The sequence below is a fragment of the Sphingomonas aestuarii genome (genome assembly GCF_054457155.1).
Window position 1 is genome coordinate 261,431 of sequence record NZ_JBTKVV010000002.1, and the last position, 17,791, is coordinate 279,221.

The following is a 17,791-nucleotide window of genomic DNA, read 5'->3' on the forward strand; positions in this document are numbered from 1 at the left end:
CCTATGTGCGCGGGCCGACCAGGCCGAAGCCCGCGCCCTGCGGGTCGCGCGCGACGAGCGCATAATCGCCGCCGGGGATTTCCATCGGCTCCTGCACGACCGTCCCGCCGCCCGAGCCGATCCGTTCCGCCGCCGCGTCGATATCGGGAACGTGGAAATAATATTGCCAGCCCGGTGCGCCGCCCGGCATCACCCCCATCAACGCGCCGAAGCCGACATTGCCTGCCTGGAGGAAGCGATAGTCGCCCAGCTCGCCCATCGGCATGCCGCCTTCCTGACCCCAGCCGAATGTGCCGCGATAGAAATCGAGCGCCTTGTCGGGATCGGGTGCGGACAATTCGCACCACACGACATGGCCGACCGATCCTGAATCCGACTGTTTGAACGCGGTGCTCGGTGCATCGCCTTCGCCGCGCATGACATAGAAGGCTACGCCTTGCGGGTCGGTCAGCATCGCCATCCGCCCGACGCCGGGCATGGTGGTCGCGGGCATGTGCGTCGTGCCGCCTGCGCCCTCGATCTTCGCCACGCTGTCATCGACATCGTCGACGCCGATATAGCCGAGCCAGATGGGGCCTTCGCCCATGCCGTCGGGTTGCTTCATCAGCCCCGCGACCTCGCCGTCACCGGCGCTGAGCAGGCGATAATCCATGCCCGGCATCCCGCTCGACTTCGCAGCCCAGCCGACGACATCGGCGTAGAAATTCTGGGCGGCGTCGGGATCGGGGGTGAGCAATTCGAACCACACCCATTCGCCGTGTTTGTTGGTCATTTCGGTCGTCCTGTCCAAGCAACCGTTCGTCCCGAGCGAAGTCCGGGGGCCTTTTCGAGCGAAGCGAGAATGCCTCGGCTACGCTCGGCAATGTTTCTCGACTTCGCTCGACACGAACGGGTTATGTTCTCACTCGCTTACGCATCCACCACCGGCACGAACCCGCCGAACATCATCCGCTTGCCGTCGAACGGGCGGTCGTGGTTCGCCATCCGCTCGTCCTTCATCAGCTGTTCCCACGCCGCGTCGCGCGTGGCCTTGTCGGGCCATTCGATCCAGGAAAAGACCACCGTTTCGTCGTCCTTGCGGTGGGTGGCGCGGTGGAAATCGGTCTGTTTGCCGACCATCAGGTCGTCGCCCCAGCCATCGACGATCCGCGTCGCGCCCTGTTCGCGAAACGCCGCGTCCACCGTCCTGCAGAAATCGCGATAGGCTTCCTTCTTGTCCCTGGGCACCGGAAGCACGACGCCGTCGACATAGCCGGGTTTGCCCCCCGATCCTTCTTCGTGAAGCATTTCGAAGCCCGACCAGATCATGCGTTTGCCGTCGAACGGCATGTCGGCCATGTCCTTCATCGCCGGATCGGCTTCCATCCGTTTATAGGCCGCGTCGCGGGTCGCCTTGTCGGGATATTCGATCCAGCTGAACAATACGGTCTCGTCGTCCCTGGCCTGGACCGCGCCGTACAGGTCGTTGACCTCGCCGCGCGGCACGTCGTCGCCCCAGCCTTCGACCATGCGGGTCGCGCCATAGCCCTTGAACATCGGCAGCGCGGCCTCGGCATGCTCGCGATACTGTTCCTTGTTGGCGGTCGGCACCGCGACCAGGAAACCGTCGACATAGGTCATTGCAGCTCTCCTCGTTTCTCGAATTTTGGTTCTCAGGCTTGGATTTTGGCCCTCATCGCCTTTTCCCATTCCACGAACTGGGGCGGTGTCGGCGCGGTGAAACCCGCCATCTGGTCCGCCAGTGCGCGACCGAACGCAGGCCGCGCCTCGCCCCGCGCCACATAGGTTTTGAGAGTGGGATGGGCGTCGAGCAAGCTCATATCTTTCACGATGCGCAGCACCGACACCATCAACAGGTCACCGGCCGAAAAGTCGCCGTCGAGCCACTCGGAATCGCCCAGCCGCGTCGAAAGTTCGCCCAGTCGCTCGTCGATGCGCTTTTCCACCGCAGGCAGGCGCGGCGCGGACCAGGGCTCGCCCGCTTCGAACAAGGTCGCGATCGCATGATCCATGATCGGCGGCTCAACCGTGTTGAGCGCGGCAAACGCCCATTCGATCGCCCGCGACCGGGCGGCGCGGTCGCTGGGGAGCAATTTCCCGTGGCTTTCGGCGATGTGCAGCACGATCGCGCCCGATTCGAACAAGGTCAGATCTCCTTCCTCATAGGTCGGCACCTGGCCGAAGGGCTGGCGCGCACGGTGCGGCGGCGCTTTCTGGCTGCCCTGCGACAGATAGGTGACGGCATAGGGCTGGCCGACCTCCTCCAGCGCCCAGCGGACGCGCAGGTCGCGCACCTGGCCCTTGGCGAAATCGGGCACCCAGTCGAACGGGGTGATGCGGACGGGGGCGGTGTCGTCGATCGGCATCGTCTCTCTCCCTGTCAGGTGGATGTGTCAGGCGAAGGTCGCGCTGCCAGCGGTCCAGGCATGGCCGAGGATCGCGAGGATCGTGACGGCGAACGAGGAAACGCCGATCAGCAGGCTGCGGGTGGCGGACATTTTCTCTCCCCGTCATTGACGGACTGCGAATCGGCTTCGTTGACGGTGATGCGCTTATTGGTTACAAAAAACAACCATGAAGTTAGATAAAGTGACCAAGATGAAATCCCAGCGCGACGAAGCGAGTATCAAGCGTTGGTACGACGATGCGTGCGGCACCGCGCTCGCGCTGGAATTCATCGGCGAACGCTGGGCGCTGCTGGTGATGCGGGAGTTGATGTTCGGCCCGCGCCGCTTCGGGGAGATCAAGGCGAACCTTCCCGGCATCAGCGCCAATGTGCTGACCCAGCGGCTCGAAGGGCTGGAGGCGGCGGATATTCTGCGGCGACGGCGGCTGGCTTCTCCCGCCAACGTACAGGTTTACGAACTCACCCCCTGGGGCCTGGAGGCAGGACCGCTGATCCGCGATCTTGGCCGCTGGGCCGCACGCTCGCCGCGCCACGATCCGATGCTGTTCATGTCGCCCGCCTCGGCGATGATGTCGCTGCAGACCCTGGTCGACGACGCGCGCGTGGTCGAGACCGACCTGACCGTCGCCCTCCGCTTCCCCGCCGATCGGTTCGTCGCGCGCACCGGCGCGGCCGGGCTGACGATCGCACGCGGCGAAACCGACGACGCGGTCGTCACGTTCACCGGTGACACGGTGGCGATGCGACACACCATCTACGGCAAGGCACCGCTTACGCGCGATGGCGAAGGCGGCACCCTGGCCGTTGACGGGGATATCTCTGCCGCCCGGGCGTTCGTCGATCTGTTCGCGTTGCCCGACAAACTCACCTGACTCGCCAACCCGTTCGGTTGAGCGGAGTCGAGAAACGTAAACCGGACGAGACATTTGCGTTTGTCGACTTCGCTCGAAACGAACGGAGGAACTCGGTCGTTGGGGGGTGCCGAAAGCAAACATAACTCGACTATCCCGGTGTGCGAGCGCTAGGGATGCCCCCGACTCTTCGAAACAAGCGAATGCGCCCATGACCGACATCCCCAACACTCAGCCCGACAGTCGCGAAACGACGATCCTCGACGCGCCCGATCGGATGGTGAAGGTGCGCGAGTTGTTCGGGATCGATAGCGACATGGAATGTCCCGCGTTCAGCGAGGCGGACGAACGCGTCCCCGATCTCGACCCCGCCTATGTCTTCGATCCCGACACGACATTGGCGGTGCTGGCGGGCTTCGCGCACAATCGCCGGGTGATGGTCCAGGGCTATCACGGCACCGGTAAATCGACGCATATCGAACAGGTGGCCGCCCGGCTCAAATGGCCGTGCATCCGCATCAACCTCGACGCGCATATCAGTCGCATCGACCTGATCGGGCGCGACGCGATCGTCCTGCGCGACGGGCAGCAGGTGACCGAGTTCCGCGAAGGGCTGCTCCCCTGGGCGCTTCAGACGCCCACCGCGCTCGTGTTCGACGAATATGATGCGGGCCGTCCCGACGTGATGTTCGTCATCCAGCGCGTGCTGGAGACCGAAGGAAAGCTGACGCTGCTCGACCAGAACCGCGTGATCCGTCCAAACCCGCATTTCCGCCTGTTCGCGACGGCCAACACGGTCGGTCTGGGCGACACGTCCGGCCTCTATCACGGTACGCAACAGATCAACCAGGGTCAGATGGACCGCTGGAACATCGTCGTCACGCTCAACTATCTGCCCGCCGCCACCGAAGCGCAGATCGTGCTCGCCAAATCGGGCGAGTATGACAAGCCCGGCGGCAAGGAGACGGTCGACAATATGGTCCGCGTCGCCGACCTGACGCGAAAAGGCTTCGTCAACGGCGATATCTCGACCGTGATGAGCCCACGCACCGTCATCACCTGGGCGCAGAACGCGCTGATCTTCGGCGATGTCGGCTTCGCCTTCCGCCTGTCGTTCCTGAACAAGTGCGACGAGGCCGAACGCGCACTGGTCGCGGAATATTACCAGCGCGTGTTCGGCAAGGACTTGCCCGAAAGCGTGGTGGGGAAGGCTTGAACAATATAATGGACTTAGCTAACTTAGCTTAGTCCATTATGGAATCTGTACGATGGCAGAGGCCGATCCACTAAAGACGTTCAACGTCCATGACGCGAAGACCCAGCTTTCGAAGCTGATCGATCGCGCGCACGCGGGGGAAGAAATCATCCTGTCAAAAGCAGGAAAGCCCTACGCCAAACTGATCGCGTTCGAGCCCTCGCCGTTGCCGCGACGCCAGCCCGGCCGGTTCAAACATTTACTGAAACAGGTGCCCAGCGACATCTGGTTCGAGCCGACATTTACCGACGAAGAACTGGACGCATTCGAGCGCAGGGAACTCTGACGGGTGCGCCTGCTACTCGATACGCACGCGCTGATCTGGTGGTGGTTGCAGGACGACCGCCTCTCGAATCGCGCGCGCGAGGCAATTGCAGAGCCGGAAGTGGAGACCTTCGTTTCCGCCATTTCCTGTTACGAAATCGCGCTAAAGGTCGGCAGCGGCAGATTGCCCGCGATGGTCGAGCCATTATCGCAATTCGCCGAAGCGTGCGAGCAGGATGGTCTGATACAGCTTGCGATCCGATACGACCATGCGCGCACCGCGGGGTTGCTGCCGTTGGCGCATCGCGATCCCTTTGACCGGATGATCGCGGGGCAGGCGCTCACGGAGCGGTTAGTCGTGGTGACTTGCGATCGCGCGATCGCGGCGTTCGGCTGCGAGACGCTCTGGTAATGGCGTCCGAAACGCCCCTCGATCGGTTCAAGTCGGTGCTCGGCGGCGCAGCGCGTGCGTTGTCTCAGGAGGCGGAGGTCGAGCTGGCCTTCACCGCCGATGCGCCGGTGCAGTCGGGCAAGCATATCAAGGTGCCGATGCCCGCGCGGACACTGCCTGCCGATCAGGTCGCGGAGGCGCGGGGGTTTGCCGATGGCTTCGCTCTGCGGTTGCGTCACCACGACGTGGCGCTCCATGCGAAGCATGCGCCCAGCGAAGCGGTCGCGCGGTCCGTTTTCGATGCGGTGGAAACCGCGCGGGTCGAGGCATTGGGATCGCGCGGCTATGCGGGCATCGCCGACAATCTCGACCGGTCACTGGCAATGAAGCTGCGCTCCGATCCGATCGCGCGGGCGCGCACGCGGGACGAAGTGCCGCTGGCGACCGCCGTTCAGCTGATGGTGCGTGAGCGGCTGACCGGCAAGCCCATCCCCGACAGCGTTTCCGACGCGATGGCGATGGTCGCGCCGTGGATCGAGGACAAGGCCGGGGCCGAACTCGACGCGCTGGCGCTGACCATCGACGATCAGGCCAATTTCGCCAAGCTGGTCACGACGCTGCTCGAAGACCTGGAACTCGTGGAAGGGGACCAGATCCCTGACGAGGCCGATGAAGGCGGCGCCGAGGACGAAGGCACCGACGATGCCGAGGACGACGCGGGCGACGATTCCGACGACGGCGAGCAGGGCCAGGGCGAGATCGACGCGCGCGGCGAGGATCGCGAGAGCGACCAGAGCGAAGGCGATTACGAGGATGTCCGCGACGATTCGCTCGACGACGGAGACGGCGCGGAGGGCGATGCGGAAGGGCAGGAAGGGATGCTCCCGGTGCGTCCCAACCGTCCCTGGTCGGACCTGACGCCGCAATTCGATTACGGCGCCTACACCACCAAGTTCGACGAGGTGATCGCCGCGACCGAACTCTGCGATGCCGACGAGTTGGACCGCTTGCGCGCCTATCTCGACCAGCAGCTCGTTCAGTTGCAGGGGGTGGTGACCAAGCTCGCCAACCGACTGCAACGGCGGTTGATGGCGCAGCAGAACCGCGCCTGGGATTTCGACCAGGAGGAAGGACTGCTCGACGCCGCGCGGCTCGCGCGGGTGATCGTCGCGCCGGGGCAGTCGCTCAGCTACAAGATCGAACGCGATACCGATTTCCGCGATACCGTCGTCACGCTGCTCATCGACAATTCGGGGTCGATGCGCGGGCGTCCCATCTCGATCGCGGCGATCAGCGCCGATATTCTCGCGCGCACGCTGGAGCGGGTCGGGGTCAAGACCGAAATCCTGGGCTTCACCACCCGCGCCTGGAAAGGCGGCCAGGCGCGTGAGGCGTGGCTGGCCGATGGCCGTCCGCCGCAGCCGGGTCGGCTGAACGACGTGCGGCACATCATCTACAAACAGGCCGACGAGCCGTGGCGGCGGGCCAAGAAATCGCTCGGCCTGATGATGCGCGAAGGGCTGCTCAAGGAGAATATCGATGGCGAGGCGCTGGTCTGGGCGCATGATCGCCTCTTGCGGCGTCCCGAAGAGCGCAAGATCCTGATGGTCATTTCCGACGGCGCGCCGGTCGATGATTCGACGCTCAGCGTCAATTCGGGCAGCTATCTCGAACGCCATCTGCGCCAGGTGATCGGCTGGATCGAGAGCCGTTCGCCGGTGCAGCTGGTCGCGATCGGCATCGGTCACGACGTCACGCGTTACTATAACCGCGCGGTGACGATCATGGATGCCGAGCAACTGGCGGGGACGATGATCGAACAGCTTGCCGGGCTGTTCGACGACGAAAAATGAAGGACGTGACGCCGCCGCCCGGCGGGTTCGTCGGTCCGGTCAAGCGATCGGTGACGATTGCGGGTCACCCGACATCGATCAGCCTGGAGCCGCCATTCTGGGCGGCGCTGGAGACGGAGGCGGCGGCGCGCGAGTTGCCGCTCAATGCGCTGATCGCGGCGATCGACGTGGCGCGCATCGCGGCGGAGGAGCCCCCCAATCTGGCGAGCGCGATCCGAAGCTGGTTGTTCTCAATCAAATCCTCCACCGGCGGGGGAGGGGGACCGGCGCAGCCGGTGGAGGGGTAGTCGCGGCGAACGATCCGCTCGCGGACAATACCCCCCGTCAGCGCTATGCGCTGCCACCTCCCCCGCCGGGGGAGAATTTAACGCTTACCGCCCCAGCAACACCCTCGCTTGCCCCGCGATCTGCGCGAGCATCGCCGCGTTTGGCGCAGGCGCTTTTCTGGCCCGCGCAATCAGCCCGGCAAATTGCTCGACCCGCGCTCGGTTCTTCTCGAGCCAGGCTTCGACCGCCGCCTGCGGGTCTTTCTTGCCCACCCGCGACAGGAATTCGAACCGCAACTGCTGGAAATCCCGCGCCAGCCCTGCGATCAACAACCGCTCCCACGGATCGCCAGCGGTAATGCGCGCGGCATTGGCCTGCGCCCAGTCCAGCCCCAGCGCATGACCGAGATGGGTAAAGGCGCGAGTCAGCACCGCTTCGTCCAGTTCCAACCGCTGGCCAAGATCGGCGAGCCCGACTGCGCCGTCGAGTTCGAACACGCGCACGACCTTTCGCACCAGCGCCTTGGGTGCACCCGCACTTTCCAATCGCTCCGAGATCCGCGCCGATTGCGCCTTCGCCTCTTCGAGCAAGAGCGCGCGCGCCTGTTTGTCGAGGCTGGCGATGCCCGGCTCCAGCCGCGCAACGACAACTCCGGGACCGGTGCCCGGCGGACACACGCGCAGCAGGTCCGCCATTTGCGAGCGGGTCGCCACCGCCACTTCCTCGAACAGCGCGATCCGCGCCGCCTCGGGAATGTCGGCGGTTTCGATTTCCTCCCACAGCGCAGGCAGCCCGAACAAGCGCTCGGCGACGACGAACATCGCCGCGATGTCGCTCATCGCCGCGCCTTCCTCCTCGGCCAGTTCGAACGGGTGGAGCACGCCCAGCCGGTTGACGATGCGGTTGGCCAGCTTGGTCGCGACGATCTCTCCGCGCAGCCGGTGCTGCCGAATCGCGTCGCCGAACTTCTTCTGCATCGGTTTCGGGAACGCGGCCATCAGGTCGGGCTCCAGGTCCGCATCGCGGCACAGGTCGGAATTCTCGATCGCATCCTGTAGCGCGAGCTTCGCCGACGCCAGCAGCACAGCGAGTTCGGGCCGCGTCAGTCCGTTGCCTTCCTGTGCGCGCCGAAGGAAATCCTCGTTGCTGGACAGCCCTTCGACCTCGCGGTCGAGCCGACCGGCGGACTCCATGATCTCGATCACGCGGACATAGCTCGGCACCGCGACCGCGCCGTCATTTTCCATGAACGACAGGCCCAGGGTCTGAAGCCGGTTATCCTCAAGCACCAGATGCGCCACGTCATCGGTCATCGATTCGAGGAACGCGTCGCGCTTGGCCTGCGCCAGTCGCCCTTCCTTGACTTCGCGGTTGAGCGCGATCTTGATGTTGACCTCATTGTCCGAACAATCGACCCCGGCCGAATTGTCGATGAAGTCGGTGTTGATCCGCCCGCCATTCATCGCGAATGCGATGCGTGCGGCCTGGGTCACGCCCAGGTTGGCGCCTTCGCCGATCGCTTTCGCGCGCAATTGCTCGGCATTGATGCGAATGCGGTCGTTGGCGGGATCGCCGACATCGACATGGCCTTCGGACGCGGCCTTTACATAAGTGCCGATGCCGCCGAACCAGATGAGGTCGACGGGCGCCTTCAGGATTGCGGAGATCAGCTTGGCCGGTTCCAGCGCGTCGTCCTCGACGCCCAGCATGTCCTTGACCTGCTTCGTCAGCTTGATGCTCTTTTCCGAACGCGCGAACACGCCGCCCCCCTTGGAAATCAGCTTCTTGTCGTAATCCTCCCAGCTCGATCGCGGCAGTTCGAACAGGCGCGCGCGCTCCTCCCAGCTTGCCGCCGGGTCGGGATCGGGATCGAAGAAGATGTGGCGATGGTCGAACGCGGCCTTCAGCCGGATCGCCTTGGACAACAGCATCCCGTTACCGAACACGTCGCCCGACATGTCGCCGCAACCGACGACATCGATGGGATCGGTTTGAACATCGATGCCCTGTTCCAGGAAATGCCGCTGGACCGACACCCACGCGCCCTTGGCGGTGATGCCCATCGCCTTGTGATCGTAACCGTTCGATCCGCCGCTGGCGAACGCATCCCCCAGCCAGAAGCCGCGTTCCTCGGCAATCGCGTTGGCAACGTCGGAAAAGGTCGCGGTGCCCTTGTCGGCGGCAACGACGAAATAGGGGTCTTCGCCGTCGTGCGGCACGACGTCTTCGGGGTGAACCACCGCGCCTTCGACGATGTTGTCGGTGACCGACAGCAGCGAGCGTATGAAGATGCGATAGCTTTCCTTGCCTTCCTCGAACCACGCATCGCGGTCGATCTGGGGATTGGGCAAATGCTTGGGATAGAAGCCGCCCTTCGCGCCGGTCGGCACGATCACCGCGTTCTTCACCCGCTGCGCCTTCATCAGGCCCAGAATCTCGGTGCGGAAATCGTCGCGCCGGTCGGACCAGCGAAGCCCGCCGCGCGCGACCGGTCCGGCGCGCAGGTGGATGCCCTCCACCCGCGGCGAATAGACGAAGATCTCACGCCACGGCAGCGGCCGGGGGAGATAGGGGACACGCTCGGAATCGAACTTGAACGCCAGCGCCTCGCGCGCGGCGGGCGCGAACGCGTTGGTGCGCAGCGTCGCCATGACCACCCCGCGCAGCGACCGCAGGATGCGGTCGTCGTCGATCGCCGAGACCGCTTCGAGCCCGCTGTCGATCGCCTTGGTCGCCGCCTCGATCGCGGCTTCGTCGTTGCCGCGTTCGGGATCGTGCGCGGCGCGAAACCGCTCGATCAGCGCCGTCGCAACCTTGGGCGCGCGGCGGAGCGCCTCGACCACCGTGGTCAGGCCGTACGCAAGACCCGTCTGGCGCAGGTAGCGGAACCAGGCGCGGAACAGCACCACCGCATCGGGGGTCATGCCCGCTTCGACGATCAGCCGGTTGAATGCGTCGTTCTCCGCGCGTCCCTCCAGCACCGCGTCGATCGCTTCTTCGGCGACCGCGACGTCGAGGGCGGGCACGTCGCCGCCGGTCTCCATCGAGACTTCGAAATCATGGATATAAGCGTCATGCTCGCCGCCCAGCCGGGTCGGAATTTCCTCGATGACGTGGAATCCGAAATTCTCGAACACCGGCACCGCTTCGGACAGCGGGATCGGCTCGCCCAGGCGATAGAGCTTGATCCGCAGGCTGTCGTCGCCCTTGGCATGCGGGATGATGCGGACCGCGCGTGGATTGCCGTCGCCCAGATCGGCGACCTTGACGATGTCCAGCGCGGCCTCGTCCGCGCCGTGGCTGTTCCTGAAATTGGCGGGGAAGGCGTTGGCGTAGGTCAGCGCCAGGCGACCCGCCCGGTTGCCGACATGATCGACCAGCGCCGATTCGACCGCAGGCAGCCAGCCGCGCATCATCCGCACCAGCCGCTGGTCGAGTTCCCTGGGATCGGGCATGCGTCCCGATCCGCGCAGGTCGAGCGTGTAGCGCAGCTGCGCGACTTCGCCATCGCCCAGATAGATCGACCAGCTGAGCTGCGACGCATTCGCCGCTTCTTCCAGCATGTCGCCGATCGCGACCCGGCGACCGGTCGATACCTCGTCGCGCGGCAACCAGACGAAGGCGAACAGATGCCGCCCCAACGGGCTGCGGATCAGCACCAGTTTCGACCGTGGGCGATCGGTGATCGACATGGTGGTCAGCGCGAGCGATTCGACCGATTCGGGGGTGAAGCCTGTGGTCAGGTCGTGCGGCAGCGCGGTCAGCGCGTGCGCCAGCGCCTTGCCGGTATGGCCCTTGGGATCGAAGCCGAACTTGTTCTGAAGCGCGGTCAGCCGCGACCGCAGCAGCGGCACGTCCTGCGGCGCGGCGTTCAGCGCGGCGCTGGTCCACAGCCCGGCATGGAGCGACAGCGCGACGACCTTCTTCCCCTCGCGCACCGGCACCAGAACCAGGTCGAGCGGCGCGCGGCGATGCACCGTCGAAATGCAGTTCGATTTGAGCAGCAGGACATCGTCCTTGGAGTGTTTTTCGAACCACTCCGCCGCCAGTTCGCGCGATGCCTCCGCCAGCAAGGGCACGTCCAGCGCCTCGCGCGCCAGCCCCAGTTCGTTCGACGCCTTGCCGCTCTTGCGGTCCCAGCGCTCATGCCCGATCAGCGTCAGGTTGCGATCGAGGAACCAGCGCAGCAATCCCGACTGCTCGTCATCCTCGATGGCATCGGCATCGGCCTTCAGCGCGGCCTGCAACGCGGGCCAGTCGTCGACCGCGTGCCGCACATGGGTCAGGTTGCGCGCGATCTCGCTTTCCAGCTCGCGGCGTTCCTTCGCATCGACCCGGTCCATCTCGATATAGACGAAGGATTCGGGAACGCCCTCGCCGATCGCCTCCAGCTCGCCCTTGGCGTCGCGCGTCGCGGCGATGACGGGGTGGATGATGCGGTCGATGGCGATGCCATGCGCGCCGATCGTGGCCGCAATCGAATCGACCAGGAACGGCATGTCGTCATTGACGACCGCCAGCCGCATCCGCCGCATTTCGTCGTCTGACGATACTGATTCGAGCGCGATGACGGGCTTGCCGCGTCGGCGCACCGCGCCCGTCGCGCCGACGAAACGCGCGGCTTCGGCCTGTCGCGTCTTGTCGAACCCCTCCAGTTCCTGCGGTAACGCGCCTTCGACGAAGCGATCCTCAAAGGCCTTGACCAGCGACTTGTTCTTCTGTGTCGTCATGCCCCAAGCGCCTACGCCCGCCCACGAAAAGCCTCAAGACTTCTCGCACCTGCGAAGGCACTTACCCGTCGTCTTTGCAGCTTTAGGACAAATCGGGCACCGGTCGGCGCACGCTTATTTCACGACGCGGCGAACCACCTGTTCGGTCAGCTTGTCGCCGTCGTCCACGCGCGCGACGATGTCGAGCATCCCGTCGAGCCCCGCCCGCGCGACCAGCAGCACGAACTCGGCGTTGCCCGCATCCATCGCGACGCTTGCGATCGCGGCCTGATTGCGCAGCTTGCGCGCCGCTTCCTCGAACCCGTCGGGGCGAGCGGCGGGCCGCCTGGCATCGCGCTCCGCCTTGACCACAGCCTTTATCCCGCCGTCCTGGCGCTCCAGGAATTCGGCGAGTTCGCCCGGACCGATCCCGACGCGCCGTGCATGCGCCAGCACGGTCGCGAATTCGGTCACGCGCGTCTTGTCGTAATCCAGCCCGAACACGAGCTTCACGATCGGCGTGGTCGGCGCGCGCGGCTGAACCTTCAGCCCGGCATCGACCAGCAACGTCGCATAGCCTTCATGGTCGGCGTCGGCGGCCAGACCGAAATCATGCGCGCGGCCCAAAGCGCGATAGAGCGCGGCGCGCGAGCGCACGTCGCTTGCCCGCACCGCTGCGGCGCTTTCGCGGGCGAGCATCAGGCTGTCGGCCAGATTGGCGGCGACCGATGCGTCGATCGCGCTCGGCACCGACGGCTCGACCGAAGGCTCGGGCACCGGTGGCGCGTCGAACCCGCCGCTCGGGCCGTCGGCCCAGACCGGCGCGGTCTGCGTGCGCTGCGGCGCGCTGCGGCGGGCGGCATCCAGTTCGGCGTTCAGCTTTGCCTGGGTTTCGGCATCGACCATCTCTTTCCAGTTGATGACGCCATAGATGAAATCGATTTCCTCGCCCGACGACGAAAACGGCATCAGGATGCCGCGATAAAAGGTGTTATGCCCGCGCTGGCTGACGAATTCGGCCTCGAACCCGATCGGCGCGCGATTGGCAATGATCTGGAGATAATGATCGGTCAGCCGCGACAAGAGCGAACGCGGCGGAACGTCGGCGATGCGGGTGATCGACTGATCGATCCCGCATTCGCCGCGAAGCGCTGCGCCGAGAAACCGGATCGCCGGATCCTCGATTCCTGCGGAAAAATCGATCAGCACCGAATTGGGGCCGAAATCGGCAAGGCTTTCGGGGTCGAGATCCTGAATCGCCGGATAGGGCCGGTCGCCCAGCAGCGACACCCAGTAATTATAGGCGCGGACATGCATCCGCCGCTCGTCGGTGCCGATGTTGAAGCCGTCGTCGCTCACTGCGGCATCGGTCGCATGGGTATCGTCCCCGTCGATTCGCTCGTCGATTCCGCGTGCGGTATCCATAGCTGCTCCCTTGGGCGACGCATGATCTGCCGCCGGTCTGAAAGCGGTTGTGCCCCCGATCTGGTAAACACCGCGTAAAGCACCGGGCGAAGGCGGACACGCACGCAAAGCCGCTTGCAGCGATCCCGAGGCACTGCTAAGCGCCGCGTCCTCGATAGCTCCTGCCACGCCGGGAGCCGGGCCGCTTTAGCTCAGTTGGTAGAGCATCGCATTCGTAATGCGGGGGTCACAGGTTCGAGTCCTGTAAGCGGCACCACGATTTCCCCAATCAAAACAGTTGCTTAGGTCGGCTGAGGTTGCCTTGTCCGGTCGGTTTCATGTTACACGGTGTTGCTTGCGAATGTCCCGGATTCCCTCGCTTTTCGCGCGGCTCCGGCTGCTCCATGCAACACGGATGCAACATGGGATTAGACCGATGCGACCGCGTGCAGCTCGATTCCAGCGGCCCGCCCAAGCTCGCGAACGTCCTGGATATTATAGGCAATCCCTCGATAGATCACCCGGTCCAGCGGGGTGATGCCTTCACGCCAGCGCATTCGAAAGACGACACGCTGCACCGCCTCTAGCCCACCGGCCTCGAAAAACTCGCGTCCGGTCTGTTGAACCACTTGTGCCCAGCCGTGGAATAGATCGGCCCAATCCTCGACCGTGCCCCAGCCGTCATCATATGATTCGAAACGCTGGATTGTGATGCGCCGGTATAAGGAACCCGCGCGCATTAGACGGTCAGCAGGCGCAGCGGTCCTAGCAGATGGGTTTCGCCATCCGCGCCCGTCACCTTCTCCCGGTCATCGAATGCCACCGCCACGCGCGCCAGCACCGCCAAGCGGATGCGGTCGGGGATAGGCTCGCCCTCTAGCGGAACCCAGCCGTCTGCCAACGTCACCACGGCTTCGGTCGCGGCCCCGATCAGCATTGCGATCGTCTCGTCCTCGTCGTCGGCATCGACGCGCAGAAAGGCTTTCGCCTCTGCCAAGCTCACAAGTTCAATCATGCCGCCACCGCTGCGTCGTTGTCGGGTTGGGGATCGCGCCCGGTGCGGGGGTTCCAGCCTTCCACCTGCCGAACCTCGTCGGGGTCCAGCACGCCCGCGTCGATCGCGATCTTATGGCTTGCCCACCGGGTTTGCGGGTCGCCGCGAAGGAAGCCGGATAGGTCTAGCTCCAGTTCGGTGCCGCCCGTCAAGACGGTGCGGGCAAACTCCGATTCGATCTTGCGTGCCCAGGGTGCCAGCGTGAATTGAGCGAACCACCGGCCCGCCGTCTCCGAATTGGTGAAGGTGTTGTGCGAATAATCCTGCACCAGCGGCGGAGGCACCTGAAACAGTCGGCAGATTTCCTCGACACCGAATTTCCGGCTTTCCAGCAGCTCGGCATCCTCTGGCGAGATTTGCGAGGCTTTCCACTTCATGCCGCCGTCTAGGATCAGCGTGCTGCCCGCGTTGGCGCTGCCGCTATGCTTCGCCTGGAATTGATCGCGAAGGCCCGTGCGCTGTTCTGGTGTAAAATGCCCGTCAAGTTCGATCACGCCGCTGGGGGACGCCCCCCGGTCCAGGAACGTGCGCGCGAATTGATTGGTCGTGATGACGCCCGCCACGGTGTCAGCCGCGCGGGATAGTCGGGAACGTCCCACCAGGCCGTCGTCGGTGCGATCGCGAAGGTGGATAACCTCGCTTTGCAGGAAGCGGCGCAATCCGCCCCGTGCGTCCGATACGTCAAAGGCCAGCCGTCCGCTCTTGAGATATTGGACCGTCACCATGCCCCACGGCACCCAGGTCAGGCTTTGCAGCTCCCCGTTCGGTGCCCGGTCGATCGTCGCCAGCCCGTTGCCGGTCAGCAGCGCGGATGCGACCAGATGTTCGATAAGGTCAGGCCACGCCATTTGTTCGTTGGCACCTTCACGGGTCAGCCGTCGCACGGGATGCGACATTAGCTCGACACGCGATTCGCCCTGGATGCGGTAGATCAGCGCCGGGACGTAGGCCAATGCGGTCGCGATTGCGGTTGTGCAGGCCAGCACTGCCGACAAGTTTTCGTGCGCGCGTGCAGACAGGGCAGCGGGATAGCCGATGCCGGGTGCAATCGCGGCCCATGACGGGTCGGTCAGGTCGTTATCGGCGCGGCGCTCATACCCCAGCGCACTCGCCATGCGATCGATCAGCCCCATTGTCCGGCCTCCGCTAGAGTCAGGATGCGGCGGCGGCGGGCATTGCCTGCATCGGCCCGCATCGCGCGTAATGCCAGTTCGGTGTCGGGATAGGCAGGCCACGCCTGCACCACGCTGATTTCCTTTAGATCGATCGCGCGAAGGCTCCGCTTGGTGCCGGTCCACGATTCGCCGCCCTTCGGAACCTTGAACCCGAAAGACATGCCGCCAAGGTCGCCGCGATCGGCAAGTGCCAACACGTCGCGCCCCGCTGCCGTCTCTGGCAAGTCGAGCGAAAAGGCCAAGCCCCGACTATCCTCCGACAATCGAAGCGTGCCCGATTTCGTGCGGCCCAGCACCTTGCCCGCGTCATGGTCGAGCAATGCGAGCACGTCGCCGGACAGGGCGGCGCGGAATGCACCGGGTTCGATCGTTTCCACGAACGTCCCTAGCCGTGCCTCCGCGCCGAATGTTGCGGCATAGCCCTCTAGCCGTCGCTGGGGTGCAAGAACCCGCAGCTCGGTGAAGGCCCGCCGCTCAATAGCGGCACCCAGGGGAGCAAGCGCCGCCCCCATGATTAAGCCCCAATCGGGACCGTGCCGGGAACGCCGGTTGCCGATACGAACGAAGCCGGACGGCGAACGCCAAAGTCCACCGTCGCCATCGCGCGGATGAGGATGTTGCCCTTGCTGTAAGCGGTTTCGGCATACGGATTAACCAGGATGTCGAGCTGCGACCAGACGCCCATCACGAAGTCGCGCCAATCACCGTAGATCATGGTGTGTTCGTCTTCCTCGGTCCCCAGGTCGTTCGGTGCCTGGTTCGTGAAGCGGATGGGTTCGTTGTGGAACGTCTCGGCCATCGGGATGGCGCGGCCATCGGCGTCCTGCAAAAGCATTGCGTCCGTCTTTACGCCGTTCGTCGCCAGGAAGCTGCGTGCGGCCTCCACGTTGGACAGGTCGGCCAGGGCGATCATGTTGGCGCTGGTTGTGAACAGGTCCGTAGCATAGGCCAGGGTCGGCACGTCGGGGTCATTCAGGATGCCCCGCGGTTCCGCGCCGGTCCCGGTGCCGTTGATCGCAGCGCGGTCGATTTCGAGCGCGATGTTCCGCGAAAGCATGTTCCGCAAAAGCTGTTCGACCGATGGGGATGCCTGCATCACCATGTTCCGGCTGATTTCGGTGATCGCCCCGACGTGATGCGGGGAGAGCGTGAAGCTGTCGAAAGACGCATCGCCGGTCGGCAGCGCGGTATTCTCGGCAACCCAGCCCACGGCAGGCGAACCCGTTTCGCGAGGGATTTCGACATTGCCGGTCAGGCCGGTCAGAACGGTTGCGCCCATTGCCTGCATCACCGTGCCAGCGGTCAGCGCCGATACGAACAGGTCAGGGCGATAGTCGGTCGGCACCAGCGGCCCGCTGTTCGCGGTCGTCTGCACGCGCTTTTCGAACACCTCCAGCGGGGCATAGAAGCCCTTGGCAGGTCCGCCCGCACGCTTGGCGAGTTCATCCTGGAGTTCGATTTCGCGGCCTGCATCGATGCGCGGGTCAATCTGGTGCGCGATCATGCGGCTGATCGAAAAGTTGCGAAGCTCTTTGTCCAGGTTCGCATCGCCGGTGGTGGTGATCGGCGTGCCGGGATCTGCGCGGTCTGCCGCGTCGATCGCCTTGGCGCGCATCAGCTTGGCATCGTGCGAACGCAATTCGGTTTCGGCACTGTCGAACGCCGTCTGGTCGTCCTTGCCGTGCGCTTCATTCATGCGGGCAACAATCGCCGCCCGCTGCTCAATAAGTTCTGCCGTCTTCACAGGTCATGCTCCCCCAAAAAAGGTCAGCATTACTTACCTATAAAAGCGTGAAAAGTCAACGCTGCGGAGTTCGTGGGGGCTAGCGTCCTTAAGTAATTCACTCCACTATCCAAGCATTAGGTGGAGGATCGAATGCGCCAGTTGAAAATGTCGGACGGTGATCGTGCTTTCCACGAAGGAAACCAAGGTCTCGCCATTGATGCAAATGGAATGGAAATTTTGACCGGTCTCACTCGCGAAGAGTCCGAATGGCTTATCGCCGATAGCGAAACTTGGCTTGTGCAGCGGATGACCGGTCGGCGTGATCGTGCCGATCGCTCGCGTTATTTAGAGTTGGCTGACAAGCATGAGGTTGCCAGACTTAGGGGAATTGGTCTGGTGCAGTCCCCGCCAGCAGGAACAGCTTAAGCCGATAGG

At 64.4% G+C, this 17,791-nt stretch carries 17 protein-coding genes and 1 tRNA gene; 8 read left to right on the top strand and 10 right to left on the bottom strand.

What is annotated here, in order from left to right; genetic code table 11:
• Position 1: 1 nt before the first annotated feature.
• The 3 genes from ACX0GZ_RS04525 to ACX0GZ_RS04535 form a co-directional block, all read right to left on the bottom strand.
• On the bottom strand, positions 2–772 hold the full coding sequence (locus tag ACX0GZ_RS04525) for a VOC family protein (protein WP_458813811.1): 771 nt from the start codon (positions 770–772) through the stop codon (positions 2–4).
• A gap of 137 nt (positions 773–909) precedes the next feature.
• Positions 910–1,620: a DUF1428 domain-containing protein gene (locus tag ACX0GZ_RS04530; RefSeq protein ID WP_458813813.1), complete on the bottom strand. Its 711-nt coding sequence runs from the start codon at positions 1,618–1,620 to the stop codon at positions 910–912.
• 32 nt (positions 1,621–1,652) lie between these two features.
• Complete coding sequence (locus ACX0GZ_RS04535; protein ID WP_458813815.1) at positions 1,653–2,366, bottom strand: glutathione S-transferase family protein; 714 nt, start codon at positions 2,364–2,366, stop codon at positions 1,653–1,655.
• A 208-nt stretch (positions 2,367–2,574) separates the two neighbouring features.
• Between ACX0GZ_RS04535 and ACX0GZ_RS04540 the strand changes: the two genes are divergently transcribed.
• From ACX0GZ_RS04540 to ACX0GZ_RS04565, 6 genes are all read left to right on the top strand, one after another.
• Positions 2,575–3,279, top strand: coding sequence for a winged helix-turn-helix transcriptional regulator (locus ACX0GZ_RS04540; protein ID WP_458813817.1), 705 nt, complete (start codon positions 2,575–2,577; stop codon positions 3,277–3,279).
• A gap of 190 nt (positions 3,280–3,469) precedes the next feature.
• Positions 3,470–4,474 carry a cobaltochelatase subunit CobS gene (cobS, locus tag ACX0GZ_RS04545; RefSeq protein ID WP_458813819.1) on the top strand — a complete coding sequence of 335 codons (1,005 nt, stop codon included), beginning with the start codon at positions 3,470–3,472 and terminating at the stop codon, positions 4,472–4,474.
• Positions 4,475–4,526: 52 nt separating this feature from the next.
• The gene (locus tag ACX0GZ_RS04550) at positions 4,527–4,799 is read left to right on the top strand and encodes a type II toxin-antitoxin system Phd/YefM family antitoxin (protein ID WP_458813821.1); all 273 of its coding nucleotides are present in this window, start codon (positions 4,527–4,529) and stop codon (positions 4,797–4,799) included.
• Between the two features lie 3 nt (positions 4,800–4,802).
• Positions 4,803–5,189, top strand: a complete 387-nt coding sequence (locus tag ACX0GZ_RS04555) for a type II toxin-antitoxin system VapC family toxin (protein ID WP_458813823.1) — start codon at positions 4,803–4,805, stop codon at positions 5,187–5,189.
• On the top strand, positions 5,189–7,021 hold the full coding sequence (gene cobT, locus ACX0GZ_RS04560; protein WP_458813825.1) for a cobaltochelatase subunit CobT: 1,833 nt from the start codon (positions 5,189–5,191) through the stop codon (positions 7,019–7,021). The genes ACX0GZ_RS04555 and cobT overlap by 1 nt, the downstream gene beginning before the upstream one ends.
• Positions 7,018–7,308 (top strand): ribbon-helix-helix domain-containing protein, encoded by a 291-nt coding sequence (locus ACX0GZ_RS04565; protein WP_458813827.1) that lies wholly within the window; start codon positions 7,018–7,020, stop codon positions 7,306–7,308. The genes cobT and ACX0GZ_RS04565 overlap by 4 nt, the downstream gene beginning before the upstream one ends.
• Positions 7,309–7,392: 84 nt before the next feature.
• Here the strand turns inward: ACX0GZ_RS04565 and ACX0GZ_RS04570 are convergent, their stop codons facing one another.
• Both ACX0GZ_RS04570 and ACX0GZ_RS04575 read right to left on the bottom strand, forming a co-directional pair.
• A complete protein-coding gene (locus ACX0GZ_RS04570) occupies positions 7,393–12,018 on the bottom strand; it encodes an NAD-glutamate dehydrogenase (RefSeq protein WP_458813829.1) in 4,626 nt (1,541 codons plus the stop codon).
• Between the two features lie 114 nt (positions 12,019–12,132).
• Complete coding sequence (locus ACX0GZ_RS04575; protein ID WP_458813831.1) at positions 12,133–13,422, bottom strand: PAS domain-containing protein; 1,290 nt, start codon at positions 13,420–13,422, stop codon at positions 12,133–12,135.
• A 180-nt stretch (positions 13,423–13,602) separates the two neighbouring features.
• Between ACX0GZ_RS04575 and ACX0GZ_RS04580 the strand changes: the two genes are divergently transcribed.
• A tRNA-Thr gene (locus ACX0GZ_RS04580) sits at positions 13,603–13,678 on the top strand.
• Positions 13,679–13,829: 151 nt separating this feature from the next.
• Here ACX0GZ_RS04580 and ACX0GZ_RS04585 read toward each other — a convergent pair.
• Genes ACX0GZ_RS04585 through ACX0GZ_RS04605 form a run of 5 tightly spaced genes read right to left on the bottom strand, consistent with a single transcriptional unit; the run spans position 13,830 to position 17,374 of the window.
• Entirely contained in the window at positions 13,830–14,141 is a 312-nt protein-coding gene (locus tag ACX0GZ_RS04585) for a phage head closure protein (protein WP_458813833.1), read from the bottom strand.
• A complete protein-coding gene (locus ACX0GZ_RS04590; protein WP_458813835.1) occupies positions 14,141–14,416 on the bottom strand; it encodes a head-tail connector protein in 276 nt (91 codons plus the stop codon). The genes ACX0GZ_RS04585 and ACX0GZ_RS04590 overlap by 1 nt, the downstream gene beginning before the upstream one ends.
• A complete protein-coding gene (locus ACX0GZ_RS04595; RefSeq protein ID WP_458813837.1) occupies positions 14,413–15,588 on the bottom strand; it encodes a phage portal protein in 1,176 nt (391 codons plus the stop codon). Before ACX0GZ_RS04595 ends, ACX0GZ_RS04590 begins: the two co-directional genes overlap by 4 nt.
• Positions 15,579–16,142: an HK97 family phage prohead protease gene (locus ACX0GZ_RS04600; protein ID WP_458813839.1), complete on the bottom strand. Its 564-nt coding sequence runs from the start codon at positions 16,140–16,142 to the stop codon at positions 15,579–15,581. The genes ACX0GZ_RS04595 and ACX0GZ_RS04600 overlap by 10 nt, the downstream gene beginning before the upstream one ends.
• Positions 16,143–16,144: 2 nt before the next feature.
• A complete protein-coding gene (locus tag ACX0GZ_RS04605) occupies positions 16,145–17,374 on the bottom strand; it encodes a phage major capsid protein (RefSeq protein ID WP_458813841.1) in 1,230 nt (409 codons plus the stop codon).
• Between the two features lie 132 nt (positions 17,375–17,506).
• On the opposite strand from ACX0GZ_RS04605, the gene ACX0GZ_RS04610 reads away from it, so the two are divergent.
• Complete coding sequence (locus ACX0GZ_RS04610) at positions 17,507–17,782, top strand: hypothetical protein (protein WP_458813843.1); 276 nt, start codon at positions 17,507–17,509, stop codon at positions 17,780–17,782.
• Positions 17,783–17,791 lie beyond the last annotated feature (9 nt).

Coding starts and splice junctions, on each gene's coding strand:
- ACX0GZ_RS04525 (WP_458813811.1), bottom strand. CDS start 772: ATGACCAACAAACACGGCGAATGGGTGTGGTTCGAATTGCTCACCCCC.
- ACX0GZ_RS04530 (WP_458813813.1), bottom strand. CDS start 1,620: ATGACCTATGTCGACGGTTTCCTGGTCGCGGTGCCGACCGCCAACAAG.
- ACX0GZ_RS04535 (WP_458813815.1), bottom strand. CDS start 2,366: ATGCCGATCGACGACACCGCCCCCGTCCGCATCACCCCGTTCGACTGG.
- ACX0GZ_RS04540 (WP_458813817.1), top strand. CDS start 2,575: ATGAAGTTAGATAAAGTGACCAAGATGAAATCCCAGCGCGACGAAGCG.
- cobS (WP_458813819.1), top strand. CDS start 3,470: ATGACCGACATCCCCAACACTCAGCCCGACAGTCGCGAAACGACGATC.
- ACX0GZ_RS04550 (WP_458813821.1), top strand. CDS start 4,527: ATGGCAGAGGCCGATCCACTAAAGACGTTCAACGTCCATGACGCGAAG.
- cobT (WP_458813825.1), top strand. CDS start 5,189: ATGGCGTCCGAAACGCCCCTCGATCGGTTCAAGTCGGTGCTCGGCGGC.
- ACX0GZ_RS04565 (WP_458813827.1), top strand. CDS start 7,018: ATGAAGGACGTGACGCCGCCGCCCGGCGGGTTCGTCGGTCCGGTCAAG.
- ACX0GZ_RS04570 (WP_458813829.1), bottom strand. CDS start 12,018: ATGACGACACAGAAGAACAAGTCGCTGGTCAAGGCCTTTGAGGATCGC.
- ACX0GZ_RS04575 (WP_458813831.1), bottom strand. CDS start 13,422: ATGGATACCGCACGCGGAATCGACGAGCGAATCGACGGGGACGATACC.
- ACX0GZ_RS04585 (WP_458813833.1), bottom strand. CDS start 14,141: ATGCGCGCGGGTTCCTTATACCGGCGCATCACAATCCAGCGTTTCGAA.
- ACX0GZ_RS04590 (WP_458813835.1), bottom strand. CDS start 14,416: ATGATTGAACTTGTGAGCTTGGCAGAGGCGAAAGCCTTTCTGCGCGTC.
- ACX0GZ_RS04595 (WP_458813837.1), bottom strand. CDS start 15,588: ATGGGGCTGATCGATCGCATGGCGAGTGCGCTGGGGTATGAGCGCCGC.
- ACX0GZ_RS04600 (WP_458813839.1), bottom strand. CDS start 16,142: ATGGGGGCGGCGCTTGCTCCCCTGGGTGCCGCTATTGAGCGGCGGGCC.
- ACX0GZ_RS04610 (WP_458813843.1), top strand. CDS start 17,507: ATGCGCCAGTTGAAAATGTCGGACGGTGATCGTGCTTTCCACGAAGGA.